This is a genomic window from Chitinophaga caseinilytica, from assembly GCF_038396765.1.
Lineage (GTDB): Bacteria > Bacteroidota > Bacteroidia > Chitinophagales > Chitinophagaceae > Chitinophaga > Chitinophaga caseinilytica.
Genome location: NZ_CP150096.1, coordinates 6,467,142 through 6,480,448, shown reverse-complemented (window position 1 = coordinate 6,480,448; position 13,307 = coordinate 6,467,142). Strand labels below are relative to the sequence as shown.

Here is a 13,307-nt window from a genome sequence, read left to right as displayed (position 1 = left end):
AATAATAACATGTTAGGAACTCCGCGCATATCCATTGCGCGGAGTTCCTTATTTTTGCCCCTATGCGTTTTATACTCCTCTTCGCCCTGATATGCAGTATAGTCGTGCCCGTGAGCGCGCGGCAGCCCCGGTACGATTTCAACGACCGCTGCCAGCAAGCCTATCACGCGATCATGCAGCTCCGTTTGCAAACGGGCATCGGGCTCCTGGAAGCGGAAAAACGCGAAAACCCCGACAACCTCCTGCCATATTTCATCGAGAACTATGCGGATTTCTTCACCCTGTTTTTCAATGAAGACGCCGGCGCCTACGCCCAGCAACGGAAAATGCGCGCCACGCGGCTGGACAAGCTCGCGGAAGGCCCGGAAGACAGTCCGTTTTACCTCTACACACAGGCGGTGGTGAAATTCCAGTGGGCCCTCATCAAAGTGAAATTCGGGGAAAAGTGGGACGCCGTCTGGGAAGTGCGCAAATCTTACATCACCCTGAAAGACAATGAGCGCAAGTATCCTGGCTTCCTGCCCAATAAAATGATCCTCGGGCCCATGCAAACCGTGTTCGGCACCATCCCCGAAGGCTATAAATGGATCACCAACATCCTCGGCCTCCGCGGCAGCATCAAACAGGGAATGGGCAACCTCTCGCAGGTCATCGAAAGCCGCGACCCCGTGGCCGATATCTTCCGCGAAGAATCCTACTATTACTATTGCTACCTCAAGCTGTTCATCGAAAACAAACCGGAACAACTCTGGGATTTCGTGGAGAAAAAACAGCTGGACACAAAAAATAACTATCTTTTCGCCCTGATGGTGGCCAACCTGAGCCTCAATAACCAGAAAGCCGACCAGGGCATCCGGGTGCTGGAAGAACGCCGCCCGAGCCCTGAATACGCACACCTCTGGTACAGCGAGTACGCAATGGGCCTCATGAAATTCGAACGCGGCGACGCCGACGCCATCGCTCACCTCGAAAAGTTCGTGAACGGCTTCAGGGGCAAATTCTATATGAAGGAAGCCCTCCAGCGACTGAGCTGGGCGTATTACCTGAAAGGCGACATGACGAAGGCGCAATATTACCGGAACCTCGTTCCCCAACGCGGCAATATGGAAACGGACGCCGACAAACAGGCGCAGAAAGAAGCCAAAAGCGGCAAATGGCCCAACGCCGTACTGCTGAAAGCCCGGTTGCTGAGCGACGGTGGATTTTATACCGAAGCGCGCGACCTGCTCCTGTCCAAAAAAACGACCGATTTCTCCCTGGTGGAACAAAAGCTGGAATACGCCTACCGCCTGGCCCGGATCTACGACGAAATGGGGAACGATTCGGCCGCGCTTCGCCTGTACGACGCCACCATCAAGATCGGCACCAACCGGCCGGAATACTTTGCCGCAAGGGCAGCGCTCCAGGCCGGGTACATCTATGAAAAAGCGGGCGACAAACAGAAAGCCCGTACTTACTTCCAGACCTGCCTCGATATGGAAGGCCACGATTACAAAAATTCCCTCGACCAGCGCGCCAAATCCGGCATGCTCCGGCTCGACGGTAAATAAAACACAACGGAACAACACTGATATGTTATACCGCCTGGTTATTCAGAATTACGCGATCATCGACGAGCTGGAAGTCGATTTCGCCCGCAACCTAAACGTCATTACCGGCGAAACCGGCGCCGGCAAATCTATCCTTTTGGGCGCCCTCAGCCTCATCCTCGGTGAAAGGGCAGACCCGGCCGTGCTGTTCGATAAAACCCGGAAGTGCGTCATAGAAGGCGCTTTTCGTGTAAAAACGGCACAGGTGCAACCCTTTTTCGAGGCCAATGAGCTGGACCTCGACGATCCCGTGATCATCCGCCGCGAGATCAGCGCCGCCGGCAAATCGCGCGCGTTCATCAACGATACGCCTGTCAACCTGTCCCAACTCCAGGAACTGAGTTCCCTCCTCGTCGACCTCCACCAGCAGTTCGACACGCTGGAACTGGAAAAATCCAACTTCCAGCGCGAAGTGGTAGACGCGCTGGCGGGGCATACGGAGCTTTTACAGGCCTACGGCAAGCGGTTCAGTCAATATGCCCGCCTGCAACGCGAAATGCGGGAAATGACGGCCCTGCGCGACAATGCCAATAAAGAAGCCGATTACAACCGGTTCCTGCTCGACGAATTGCTCGATATCAACCTGCAGGACAATGAAATAGAACAACTCGAAGCCGAACAGCAGCTGCTGAGCCACGCCGAAGAGATCAAGGGCACGCTGAACCGGATCTATTTCCAGCTGAAGGAAGACGAACAACCCCTCCTCCAGCAGCTCCGGCAGTTGCAACAAAGCCTTCAGGGGCTGTCGGCCTTCCATAAAGACGTGCCGCCCATCGCCGAAAGGATGCAGTCGAGCTATCTCGAGCTGCAAGACCTCGCCGCGGAAGTGGAGCGCCTCAATGACGGCGTTCAGTTCGACGGGGAGCGGATGGAGCAGCTGAACGAAAGGCTGGCCGTTGCCTACAAGCTCCTGAAAAAGCACGGCGTGCAGGATACGGCCGCGCTGCTGGCCATCCGCGACCAGCTCCAGGAAAAGCTGGACGGCGTCCTCAACCTCGACGACCGCATCCGCGAAACCGAAAAGCAACTGGCCGAAAGCCAGGAAGTGCTGGAGAAAGACGCGCAAAAGCTTTCCGAACAGCGCAAGGCACAAACGGCGCCCTTCGAAGCGAAAGTGAACGATTTGCTGGCGCAGGTGGGCATGCCCAACGCGCGCATCCGGGTGGATATCGCCGAGGGTGCGTTACAGGCTTTCGGGAAAGATACGATCGAGTTCCAGTTCGATGCCAACCGCAGCAACCAGTTCGGGCCCATCCGCAAAGTGGCTTCGGGCGGGGAGCTCAGCCGTTTGATGCTGTGCATCAAATCGCTGGTGGCGCGTTCTGTATCATTGCCCACGCTCATTTTCGACGAGATCGATACCGGTATTTCGGGCGAGGCCGCCAAGCAGGTGGGGATCATCATGAAAGAACTGGCGCGCGGGCACCAGGTGATCTGCATCACCCACCAGCCGCAACTGGCCGGTAAGGCAGACGCACACTACTTTGTGTACAAGCAGTTGGTGGACGATAAGGTGAAGACGGGCGTGCGACTGCTTTCGCAGGAAGAGCGGATCACGGCCATCGCGAAAATGCTGGGCGGGGAGAAGCCCACGCAGGCGGCACTGGAGAACGCGCGGGAGATGGTTACGCAATAAGATTTCAATTTTCGACTTTAACTGCTAAATTTGCCCAAATTTTAATCAATGGCTCATAACTTATTACAAGGGAAGAAAGGGATCATCTTTGGTGCGCTGGATGAAAATTCCATTGCCTGGAAAACAGCCGTGCGTTGTGTGGAAGAAGGCGCGCAAATCGTGCTGACGAACGCTCCCATCGCCATGCGCATGGGGGAGATCAACAAGCTGGCCGAAACCTGCAACGCCCCGGTAATACCTGCAGACGCCACCAGCATGGAGGATCTGAATAACCTGTTCACCAAATCCATGGAACATTTCGGTGGTAAAATTGACTTTATCCTGCATTCTATCGGGATGAGCGTCAACGTTCGCAAAGGAAGACCCTATACCGACCTGGACTACGACTTTTTCCATAAAGGGAACGATATTTCGGCCATGTCTCTCCACCGCGTGCTGCAAACGGCTTACAAGCTGGATGCGATCAGCGAATGGGGCTCCGTGGTGGCGCTTACGTACATCGCCTCTCAGCGCGTATTCCCCGATTACAGCGATATGGCAGACAACAAGGCCATGCTGGAATCCATCGCCCGGAGCTTCGGTTTCCATTACGGCGTGAAGAATAAAGTGCGCATCAACACCATTTCCCAGTCGCCCACCCGTACCACCGCAGGCAGCGGCGTAAAAGGGTTCGACGGGTTCATCAGCTACGCTGAAAAAATGAGCCCCCTCGGTAACGCATCCGCCGACCAGTGCGCGGATTACACCGTTACCCTGTTCTCCGACTACACCCGCATGGTAACCATGCAGAACCTGTTCCACGACGGCGGTTTCTCCTTCACCGGCGTTTCCCGCGACGTGATCGAACAAATGGAAAAATAAGCCTGTCGCCTTCGGGCCCAAAAAATAAAAACCGTCCCGGGAGTTGCTCACCAGGACGGTTTAATTTTTTGCAGCATAGGCATACGCTAAGGGGCGAATGTCAATGGGGCAGGAATACGGCGTCTTTTAGTATTCGTCTTCGTTGAAGAAGAAGTCGTCTTGTGACGGGTAGTCAGACCAAATATCCTCAATGCCCTCATAAATTTCCCCTTCGTCCTCCAGTTCCTGAAGGTTTTCGATAACTTCGATGGGTGCACCGGAGCGGATGGCGTAATCTATGAGCTCGTCTTTTGTGGCCGGCCATGGAGCATCCTCCAGGTACGACGCTAGTTCTAAGGTCCAGTACATCGTATATAAATTTTTACTTTTCCAAATTTTCGCAAAAGTATTATTTAATTTGAAATAAACAACTATTACTATTTTAACGGTTATTTATCGTTCGGTTATGCTTGTTGCTCGCAATGTCACCAAAAATTATTCCAACCTGCCTGTTTTGAGGGGGTGGATATTTCTGTCAGTAAAGGGGAGATCGTTACGATCGTAGGGTCGTCTGGCGCAGGGAAAAGCACATTGCTGCATATCCTCGGTACGCTGGATGCGCCTTCCGGCGGGGAAATCTTCATTAACGATGTGCAAACCAGCCATTTGGCAGGCGATGCCTTGGCAGATTTCAGGAACCGCCATATCGGCTTCATTTTCCAGTTCCACCACCTGCTGCCTGAATTCAGCGCCCTCGAAAACGTGTGTATCCCGGGTTTTATCGCCGGCACCCGCAAAAACGAAGTGCGTGAAAGGGCGGAATACCTGCTTGAAACGCTCGGCCTCAAAGACCGCCTCCATCACCGCCCCACGCAGCTATCCGGCGGCGAACAGCAGCGCGTGGCCGTTGCCAGGGCCCTCATCAATAAACCCGATGTGGTGATGGCAGACGAGCCTACCGGCAACCTCGACTCCCATAATGCGAAAGAGCTGCATCAACTCTTTCTGCAGCTCCGCGACCAGTTCGGTCAAACTTTTATTATCGTTACCCATAACGAGGAGCTGGCCACGCTCAGCGACCGGCAACTCGTCATGAAGGATGGGAAAATAGTCGCTTAGCGGACTATTTTCCCAGGCATACTGCCAAACTGTCTTTCCAGTAAGGTATCTCCAGTCCGAAAGCCGCCTTGATCTTGCCTTTGTTCAATACGCTGTAAGCCGGGCGTTGCGCCGGTGTAGGGTATTGATCGGAGGTGATGGGCTGTACTTTACAGGCTGCGCCGGTCAGTTCGCGGATCGCTACCGCGAAATCGTACCAGGTGGCTACACCTTCATTGCTGTAATGGTACACGCCGCCTTCGGGGGCGGGGTGGGAGAGTATCGTGAAGATAGCTTCCGCCAGGTCGGGCGCATAGGTAGGCGTTCCGGTCTGGTCGAACACGATGTTGAGGCTTTCCTTTTCCTTCATAAGCTCCTGCATGCGCAGCACGAAATTCACGCCATAGCGGGAATACAGCCACGACGTGCGCACCACGATGGCGTTGGGATAGGAACCCAGCACCGCCGCTTCGCCACGGAGCTTGGACGCGCCGTAAATGCTCTGGGGCGAGGCATCGTCGCTTTCGGTGTAAGGGCGGTTCTGACGGCCGTCGAACACGTAATCGGTAGACACCTGGATGAATGCGATACCTTTCGCCTGGGCGGCTTCAGCAAGCAGCAGGGCCGCCTGGAAATTGAGCAGGAAAGCCGCTTCTTCTTCGGTTTCCGCCTTGTCAACAGCCGTATAGGCGGCACAGTTCACCACCCCGTCGATCTCCTGGCTATCCAGGAATCCGGTAATGGCGTCGGCATCGGTGACGTCGAGCGATTCACGGTCGGTCAGCACCAGCTGGAAATCGGGGAATTTGGAGGAAACGGCTTGCATGGACAGGCCTAGCTGACCTTTGGCACCGGTTACCAGTATTTTTTTCATGGCGTCTTTTTTTAAGGCTGGAAGGTGAAATTATGCCGGCAATCTGCCAGCAATGGCAATTCCGCGTCTTTCCCGGAAATGATGGCATCGGCCAGGGGGAAGCCCCAGTCGATGTTCAGCGAGGGATCGTCGTACCGGATGCCGCCTTCGCTCGCCTTGTGATAGAAATTATCGCATTTGTAGAACACTTCAGCAGTAGGGCTCAGCACGGAATAACCGTGTGCAAACCCCTGTGGTATCAGCAATTGCTTTTTGTTTTCAGCCGAAAGCTCGATGGTATATACTTGTCCGTATGTGGGCGACCCTTTGCGGATATCCACCGCAACGTCCCAAATACGGCCTTCCAGCACGCGGATCAGCTTCGTTTGGGAATATGGGTCCAGTTGGTAATGCAACCCGCGTAATACGCCATAAGTGGAGCGCGCCTGGTTGTCTTGCCTGAACTGGATGTCCAGGCCTCCTTCCCGAAACGTGTTGGCATTGTAGCTTTCGAAAAAATACCCGCGCGCATCGGTATGCACAACGGGTTCGAAAATATACAGCCCGGGGAAGCCGGTGGCGGTTAATGGCATTATCGTTGTTGGTATTGTTCTTCGTAATATTTTTTATAAGCGCCACTGGTCACATGGTCCAGCCAGTCCTGGTTGGCCAGGTACCATTCTACCGTTTTTTCCAGTCCTTCCTCGAATTGCAGGCTCGGCGCCCAGCCCAGCTCTTTGTTGAGCTTGGTAGCGTCTATCGCATAACGTTGATCGTGGCCTGCACGGTCTTTCACGAAAGTGATCAGCTGCGCGGAAGTACCCGGTTCGCGGCCCAGCTTGCTGTCCATGATCTTGCAAAGCAGGCGGATGAGGTCGATGTTCTTCCACTCGTTGAAGCCGCCGATATTGTATGTTTCGCCGGTTACGCCGTTATGGAAAATGGTATCGATGGCGCGGGCATGATCGTCCACAAACAACCAGTCGCGCACGTTTTCGCCGGTCCCGTAAACGGGGATGGGCTTATTGTTGCGGATATTGTGAATGGCCAGCGGGATGAGTTTTTCCGGGAAGTGATGGGAGCCGTAGTTGTTGGAACAGTTGCTCAACACCACCGGGAGATGATACGTGTGATGATATGCCCGTACGAAGTGGTCGGAACTGGCTTTGGACGCGGAGTAGGGCGAACGGGGATCGTAGGCGGTCTCTTCCGTGAAGAAGCCTTCTTCGCCGAGGGAACCGTATACTTCGTCTGTAGACACATGGTAGAAGCGTTTTCCTTCCATATCGTCTTTCCAGTATTTACGCGCAGCGTTCAGCAGCACGGCGGTACCGAGCACGTTGGTGCGGATAAACGCCAGCGGATCGAGGATGGATCGGTCTACATGGCTTTCTGCAGCGAGGTGGATCACACCGTCAAACTGATATTTTTCGAAAGCTGCATAAACGCTGTTCTCGTCCGTAATATCAATTTTCTCGAAAACATAGTTCGGTTTATTCTGGACATCGTTCAGGTTTTCCAGGTTCCCGGCATATGTCAGCGCATCCCCGTTAACGATGGTGTACGATGGATACTTGTTAACAAAAAGCCTTACAACATGGGAGCCGATAAAACCGGCTCCCCCTGTAATCAAAATGGTTTTCTTCATACGGTGTTTATTGGCTCAGGCTTTCCCGAGCGCCTGTTTGAAATACTCGTAGGTGATTTTCAATCCTTCCGCACGGTCTACTTTCGGTTCCCATCCGAGCAATGCTTTCGCCTTGGTGATATCGGGCTTGCGTTGTTTCGGATCGTCTTTCGGCAGCGGCTGGAATACGATTTTCTGTTTGGTGCCGGTCAGTTTGATGATCTCTTCCGCGAATTCGAGCAGGGTGATCTCTGCCGGGTTGCCGATGTTGACGGGCATATGGTAATCGCTCATCAACAGGCGGAAAATCCCTTCCACGAGGTCGGCCACGTAGCAGAAGGAACGTGTTTGCGAACCGTCGCCGAAAACGGTGAGGTCCTGGCCGGTAAGCGCCTGGCTCATGAACGCCGGCAATGCGCGGCCGTCATCGAGCCGCATGCGCGGGCCGTAGGTGTTGAAGATGCGGATGATGCGGGTATCCACGCCATGGAAGTTGTGATAAGCCATGGTGATGGATTCCATGAAGCGTTTCGCTTCGTCGTACACGCCGCGCGGGCCCACGGGGTTCACATTGCCCCAGTATTCTTCGGGCTGCGGGTGAACGTTAGGGTCGCCATATACTTCGGAAGTAGACGCCACAAGGATGCGGGCGTTCTTTTCCTTGGCCAGCCCCAGCAGGTTATGCGTACCGAGGGAACCCACCTTCAGCGTCTGGATCGGCATCTTCAGATAATCGATCGGACTGGCGGGTGAAGCGAAATGCAGGATGTAATCCAGTTCGCCGGGTACATGGACGAACTTGGTCACATCATGATGGAAATATTCGAATTCCTTTAATGGAAAAAGGTGTTCGATGTTCTTGATATTGCCGGTGAGGAGGTTGTCCATCCCGATCACATGAAATCCTTCTTTGATGAAGCGATCACAAAGGTGGGAACCGAGGAACCCCGCCGCACCTGTGATGAGCACACGTTTTTTTGTCATTTTACTACAGAGTTTAAACGGGTAACGGCTTGTCTACCTACACTTTCATAATGGAAACCGAGTTCCTGCATCCTGGGAACATCGAACAGGTTCCGGCCGTCGAAGATAACCTGATCTTTGAGATGGGTACGGATCTTGTCGAAGTCGGGCGTACGGAATACGCTCCATTCGGTGGCGATGATCAGCGCATCGGCATTTTCCAATGCTTCATATTGGTGGTCTACGTAACGGATACGGTCGCCGATCAGCTGTTTCACGTTGCTCATGGCTTCCGGGTCGAACGCGGAAACGGAAGCGCCCGCCGCCAGCAAACGGTCGATGATGTATAATGCGGGTGCTTCGCGGATGTCGTCCGTATTGGGTTTGAACGCAAGGCCCCACAGCGCGAAATGCTTTCCTTTCAGATCGTTGTCGAAATACGCTTCGATCTTGGGGAGGAGGAACACTTTCTGTTGCTCGTTCACGTCCATCACGGCATTGAGGATGCGGAAATCATAATCTGCATCCTGCGAAGATTTTACAAGTGCCTGCACGTCTTTCGGGAAACAGCTGCCGCCGTAACCGATGCCGGGGAAGAGGAAGCGTTTGCCGATGCGGTCGTCGCTGCCGATACCGCGGCGCACCATGTCTACGTCTGCGCCCAGGCGCTCGCAGAGAATGGCGATCTCGTTCATGAAGGAGATCTTGGTGGCGAGGAATGAGTTGGCGGCGTACTTGGTCAGCTCGGCCGATTTTTCGTCCATGAAGATCACCGGGTTGCCCTGGCGAACATAAGGCGCGTACAGTTCGCCCATTACCTTGCGGGCCTTTTCCGAAGATGTCCCGATCACTACGCGGTCGGGCTTCATGAAATCTTCCACGGCCACGCCTTCGCGGAGGAATTCGGGGTTAGACACCACGTCGAATTCTACTTTCGCGTTCCTGGCGATGGCTTCGCGCACCTTGTCGGCCGTACCAACCGGCACCGTGCTCTTGTCGACGATCACTTTGTAATCTTCCAGGATGTAACCCAGTTGATCGGCAACTTTCAGGATGTAGGAAAGATCGGCGGAGCCGTCTTCTCCCGGAGGGGTGGGGAGCGCGAGGAAAATCACGTCGGCATCGCTCACGCCTTCCTTCAGTTGGGTCGTGAATTGCAGGCGGCCTTCCTTGAGATTGCGCTCGAACAATTTTTCCAAACCTGGCTCGTAAATGGTAATCTGTCCGGCGGCGAGTTTCGCCACTTTGCCGGCATCGATGTCGACACAGGTAACGTTGTTGCCCGTTTCAGCAAAACAGGTGCCGGTCACAAGACCAACATAACCGGTGCCAACCACTGTAATTTTCATGGGGGATCATTTTAAGAATGAAAGAACGGATTCAATGATGTGATTCAGTTGGTCTGCGTCCATTTCTGTATGAATGGGAAGTGAGATGACCTTGGAGGTCAGTGTATCGGTAACAGGAAGGTGTTGATGGGTTTCGGTCATGCCTTCGAACATTTTCTGGCGATGCCCGGGCACGGGGTAATAGATCATCGCCGGCACTTTCTGCTCGGCGAGGAAGGCCTGCAGTTCGTTGCGGTCTTTCCCTTCGATCTGGAGCGTGTACTGGTGGAACACGTGCACCTGGTTAGGCGCCTGGAAGGGCGTAACGATGTATTTGTTGCCGGCGAAAGCCTTGTCGTAAGCGGCAGCCACTTCGCGGCGCGCGGCAATGTATTGGTCGAGCTGTTGCAGCTTGATGCGGAGCACCACGGCCTGCAGGGTATCCAGCCGGCTGTTGACGCCTACTACGTCGTGGTAATAACGGGCAGACTGGCCGTGGTTGGCTACCATGCGGATCTTCGCGGCCAGGGCATCGTCGTCGGTGAAGAGCGCGCCGCCGTCGCCATAGCATCCCAGGTTTTTGCTGGGGAAGAAGGAAGTGCAGCCGATGTGGCCGAAGGTCCCGGCTTTTTTGGTAACGCCGTTTTTCGAGGTATAATCGCTACCGATGGCCTGGGCGTTATCTTCGATCACGTAAAGGCCGTGCTTTTCGGCGATTTCCATGATGCTGTCCATATCCGCGCTGTGACCGTAAAGGTGTACCGGCACGATGGCTTTCGTTTTCGGCGTAATGGCCTTTTCAATCGCCTGGGGATCAATGCAGTATGTTTTGGGGTCGATGTCCACGAACACCGGTTTGAGCTGCAGCAGGGCAATCACTTCGGCGGTGGCGATGAAGGTGAACGACGGGGTGATCACCTCGTCTCCGGGCTGAAGCCCCAGCGCCATCATGGCGATCTGAAGGGCGTCCGTCCCGTTGGCACAGGGGATGACATGCCTGGTCCCCAGGTATTGCCCCAGTTCCTGCGCGAATTGCTGGACGGGGGCTCCGTTAATGAATGCGGCGCTGTCCAGCACTTCCAACATGGCTGCGTCTACCTCGGGCTTGATTTTGTTGTATTGGCGTTTTAAATCCACCATCTGAATTGGGACCATGAACGATGTCTTTTTATGAGAGGGCAAATTTACAAATTTTGGGTTAGGCTGCAGAGACTATCTTTGCAGGGCAAATAGTTTTTATCTGATTAAAGTTCAATAACGTGGGCGTATCGATTTTTCTGTATAACATGGGCATCCGGATGTACCGGGCTGCGGTAGGACTGGCCGCAAGGGCCGGAAAAGCAAAGGCGAAAGCCTGGATCGAAGGCCGGGAGCGGCTTTGGCCCGAACTGGAAGCCGCCATGGCCAGCCCTAAACCCGCTATTTGGGTGCACGCCGCCTCGCTGGGGGAATTCGAGCAGGGGAGGCCCATCCTGGAAGCCCTCCGAACGGAATATCCCGATCACCGCATCGTGCTGACCTTTTTTTCGCCTTCCGGCTATGAAGTCCGCAAAAACTGGCCGGGAGCGGATTTTATCTGCTATCTCCCGCTCGATACCCCGGCCAACGCAGCCCGGTTCCTCGGCCAGGTACGCCCACAACTGGCTATTTTCATCAAATACGAATTCTGGTACCATTTCCTGCAGGCCTTGTACGCCCGGCAGGTACCGGTACTGCTCATATCCGGGATTTTTCGGCATAAACAGCTGTTTTTCAAGCCATATGGCGGCATGTTCAGGGGTTTGCTCAGGAAAATGGACCATCTCTTCGTCCAGAACGAAACTTCCATCACCCTGCTGCATAACATCGGCATCCGGCAGGTGACGTTGGCGGGAGATACCCGGTTCGACCGGGTCTGGGCGCTTCGCCAGCACCCTGTCACGTTGCCGGCTATCGAAGCGGCGCTGCGGGTGGAAAAAGTGCTCGTGGCCGGCAGTACCTGGGAAGCGGATGAGGAAGCCCTGGCCAAATGGTGGTATGGCGGCGGAAAGGAAGGCCGTCAGCTGGTGCTGGCGCCGCATGAGATCCATGCCGCCCATCTCGATAAAATTCAGTCACTTTTCCCCGACGCCGTACGTTACTCCGAGCTGAACGGCCGCCAGCCAGATGTGCTGGTGATCGATAATGTGGGGATGCTGTCCGCCCTGTACCGGTACGGCCGCATCGCTTATGTGGGCGGGGGATTCGGGAAAGCGGGGATTCATAACCTCCTGGAACCGGCAACTTACGGCCGGCCGGTGATCATCGGGCCCGTATTCCACCAGTTCCACGAAGCCATGATGCTCGTGCAGCTGAGAGGGGCGATCGTGGTGAAGGACGCCGATGAGCTGTCGAAAGCGATCACGGCGCTCAACGATCCATTTTATTATGGGCAGAGCGCGGAAATCGCCGCCCGCTTTGTGGAAGACCACAAGGGGGCAACCGGGAAAATCATGGGCTATATTCAGGAAAAACGCTTCCTGACGAGCGAGTAGAAGTGCTGCGCCACGGCATCGGATTCGTCCCATCCCAGCTTGATCTTCAGCTCCCGTTCGATCCAGTATTCCGCTTCCTGCAGCGACTGGCATTCGTTGATGGTTTTCACCGAACGCTCGTAATGGTCTTTATCGCCGCGGAAAAGTTCCTGCATGAACTGGAACTTATCGTTGATCCCGATCGCGCTTTTCAGGTCGGGCACGCCCATATTGCCGATCTTTTCTCCCACTTCCATGTTTTTACTGCTGAAGCGGTCGTTCAGCGAAGCGGCAGGCTTGCCTACCAACTCGTTGAGATCGCGGCGGATGCCGTTGCCTTCGGGCGCCGGAACAGGCTGCTGCTGAACGGGTTGCGGCTGCACAGGCTGTTGTTGGACAGGCTGTTGCACGGGTTGTTGTACAGGCTGCGCTGGCGCGGGAGGATCGAAAAGAGTGGCGCTGGCGGCGGGTTTCTCCGAAGGGCGCGTGGGCTGTTTCACCGGCACACGGTCGGGCGCGTACCCATTGGTATGGCCGTTTGAAGACGGCGCCGCAATGGGAGACGCAACCGCGGCAGGTGCAGCGGGAACAGGTGCGGGAGGCGGGGGAGCGGGAACCGGTTCAGGGATATGTTCCGCAACATGGACGTGCGCCGGCATGATCACTGCAACGTGACCATGGGAAGCGTGCTCCTGTTGTTTCTGAAGGTTCCGCTGGTGGAGGATCTCCGCCTGCAGCAACTGTGTATAGTAGGACATGGATTGCAAACTGCCGGCCGAGTTCTTCAGTTCCTGCAGTTTGTCAATTAAGGCATATATCTTTTCCATGCGTTAATTGAATTTTGTTCCGTAAATCTGTGATGATAACGTAGTCCGCAAAAA

The 13,307-nt window shown here is 54.8% G+C and carries 13 protein-coding genes; 5 read left to right on the top strand and 8 right to left on the bottom strand.

Annotation, left to right across the window (positions count from 1 at the left end; all coding sequences use genetic code 11):
• Window positions 1–62: 62 nt before the first annotated feature.
• The 3 genes from WJU22_RS27090 to WJU22_RS27080 are packed head-to-tail and all read left to right on the top strand — an operon-like array spanning window position 63 to window position 4,086.
• Window positions 63–1,550, top strand: a complete 1,488-nt coding sequence (locus WJU22_RS27090; protein ID WP_341841252.1) for a tetratricopeptide repeat protein — start codon at window positions 63–65, stop codon at window positions 1,548–1,550.
• A gap of 22 nt (window positions 1,551–1,572) precedes the next feature.
• Window positions 1,573–3,225, top strand: a complete 1,653-nt coding sequence (gene recN, locus WJU22_RS27085) for a DNA repair protein RecN (protein WP_341841251.1) — start codon at window positions 1,573–1,575, stop codon at window positions 3,223–3,225.
• 48 nt (window positions 3,226–3,273) lie between these two features.
• On the top strand, window positions 3,274–4,086 hold the full coding sequence (locus WJU22_RS27080; protein WP_341841250.1) for an enoyl-ACP reductase FabI: 813 nt from the start codon (window positions 3,274–3,276) through the stop codon (window positions 4,084–4,086).
• 126 nt (window positions 4,087–4,212) lie between these two features.
• Here WJU22_RS27080 and WJU22_RS27075 read toward each other — a convergent pair whose 3' ends face one another.
• A complete protein-coding gene (locus WJU22_RS27075; protein WP_012794455.1) occupies window positions 4,213–4,434 on the bottom strand; it encodes a DUF2795 domain-containing protein in 222 nt (73 codons plus the stop codon).
• A 153-nt stretch (window positions 4,435–4,587) separates the two neighbouring features.
• Between WJU22_RS27075 and WJU22_RS27070 the strand changes: the two genes are divergently transcribed.
• Window positions 4,588–5,184: an ABC transporter ATP-binding protein gene (locus WJU22_RS27070; protein ID WP_341841249.1), complete on the top strand. Its 597-nt coding sequence runs from the start codon at window positions 4,588–4,590 to the stop codon at window positions 5,182–5,184.
• Between the two features lie 4 nt (window positions 5,185–5,188).
• Here WJU22_RS27070 and rfbD read toward each other — a convergent pair whose 3' ends face one another.
• The 6 genes from rfbD to WJU22_RS27040 are packed head-to-tail and all read right to left on the bottom strand — an operon-like array spanning window position 5,189 to window position 11,089.
• On the bottom strand, window positions 5,189–6,037 hold the full coding sequence (rfbD, locus tag WJU22_RS27065; RefSeq protein WP_341841248.1) for a dTDP-4-dehydrorhamnose reductase: 849 nt from the start codon (window positions 6,035–6,037) through the stop codon (window positions 5,189–5,191).
• 11 nt (window positions 6,038–6,048) lie between these two features.
• Complete coding sequence (rfbC, locus tag WJU22_RS27060; protein WP_341841247.1) at window positions 6,049–6,609, bottom strand: dTDP-4-dehydrorhamnose 3,5-epimerase; 561 nt, start codon at window positions 6,607–6,609, stop codon at window positions 6,049–6,051.
• On the bottom strand, window positions 6,609–7,664 hold the full coding sequence (gene rfbB / locus WJU22_RS27055; protein WP_341841246.1) for a dTDP-glucose 4,6-dehydratase: 1,056 nt from the start codon (window positions 7,662–7,664) through the stop codon (window positions 6,609–6,611). Before rfbB ends, rfbC begins: the two co-directional genes overlap by 1 nt.
• 15 nt (window positions 7,665–7,679) lie before the next feature.
• Entirely contained in the window at window positions 7,680–8,627 is a 948-nt protein-coding gene (locus WJU22_RS27050; protein WP_341841245.1) for a UDP-glucuronic acid decarboxylase family protein, read from the bottom strand.
• Window positions 8,624–9,955 carry a UDP-glucose/GDP-mannose dehydrogenase family protein gene (locus WJU22_RS27045; RefSeq protein ID WP_341841244.1) on the bottom strand — a complete coding sequence of 444 codons (1,332 nt, stop codon included), beginning with the start codon at window positions 9,953–9,955 and terminating at the stop codon, window positions 8,624–8,626. Before WJU22_RS27045 ends, WJU22_RS27050 begins: the two co-directional genes overlap by 4 nt.
• Before the next feature lie 6 nt (window positions 9,956–9,961).
• Window positions 9,962–11,089 (bottom strand): DegT/DnrJ/EryC1/StrS family aminotransferase, encoded by a 1,128-nt coding sequence (locus WJU22_RS27040; protein ID WP_341841243.1) that lies wholly within the window; start codon window positions 11,087–11,089, stop codon window positions 9,962–9,964.
• Between the two features lie 104 nt (window positions 11,090–11,193).
• Here WJU22_RS27040 and WJU22_RS27035 point away from each other — a divergent pair, with 104 nt between their 5' ends.
• Entirely contained in the window at window positions 11,194–12,447 is a 1,254-nt protein-coding gene (locus tag WJU22_RS27035; RefSeq protein ID WP_341841242.1) for a 3-deoxy-D-manno-octulosonic acid transferase, read from the top strand.
• Here the strand turns inward: WJU22_RS27035 and WJU22_RS27030 are convergent.
• Window positions 12,417–13,253 (bottom strand): hypothetical protein, encoded by an 837-nt coding sequence (locus WJU22_RS27030; RefSeq protein ID WP_341841241.1) that lies wholly within the window; start codon window positions 13,251–13,253, stop codon window positions 12,417–12,419. The two genes, WJU22_RS27035 and WJU22_RS27030, sit on opposite strands and share 31 nt — an antisense overlap.
• Window positions 13,254–13,307 lie beyond the last annotated feature (54 nt).

Bases quoted from the DNA above. Each gene is read 5' to 3' on its own strand.
- WJU22_RS27090 (WP_341841252.1), top strand. From the start codon at position 63: ATGCGTTTTATACTCCTCTTCGCCCTGATATGCAGTATAGTCGTGCCC.
- recN (WP_341841251.1), top strand. From the start codon at position 1,573: ATGTTATACCGCCTGGTTATTCAGAATTACGCGATCATCGACGAGCTG.
- WJU22_RS27080 (WP_341841250.1), top strand. From the start codon at position 3,274: ATGGCTCATAACTTATTACAAGGGAAGAAAGGGATCATCTTTGGTGCG.
- WJU22_RS27075 (WP_012794455.1), bottom strand. From the start codon at position 4,434: ATGTACTGGACCTTAGAACTAGCGTCGTACCTGGAGGATGCTCCATGG.
- rfbD (WP_341841248.1), bottom strand. From the start codon at position 6,037: ATGAAAAAAATACTGGTAACCGGTGCCAAAGGTCAGCTAGGCCTGTCC.
- rfbC (WP_341841247.1), bottom strand. From the start codon at position 6,609: ATGCCATTAACCGCCACCGGCTTCCCCGGGCTGTATATTTTCGAACCC.
- rfbB (WP_341841246.1), bottom strand. From the start codon at position 7,664: ATGAAGAAAACCATTTTGATTACAGGGGGAGCCGGTTTTATCGGCTCC.
- WJU22_RS27050 (WP_341841245.1), bottom strand. From the start codon at position 8,627: ATGACAAAAAAACGTGTGCTCATCACAGGTGCGGCGGGGTTCCTCGGT.
- WJU22_RS27045 (WP_341841244.1), bottom strand. From the start codon at position 9,955: ATGAAAATTACAGTGGTTGGCACCGGTTATGTTGGTCTTGTGACCGGC.
- WJU22_RS27040 (WP_341841243.1), bottom strand. From the start codon at position 11,089: ATGGTCCCAATTCAGATGGTGGATTTAAAACGCCAATACAACAAAATC.
- WJU22_RS27030 (WP_341841241.1), bottom strand. From the start codon at position 13,253: ATGGAAAAGATATATGCCTTAATTGACAAACTGCAGGAACTGAAGAAC.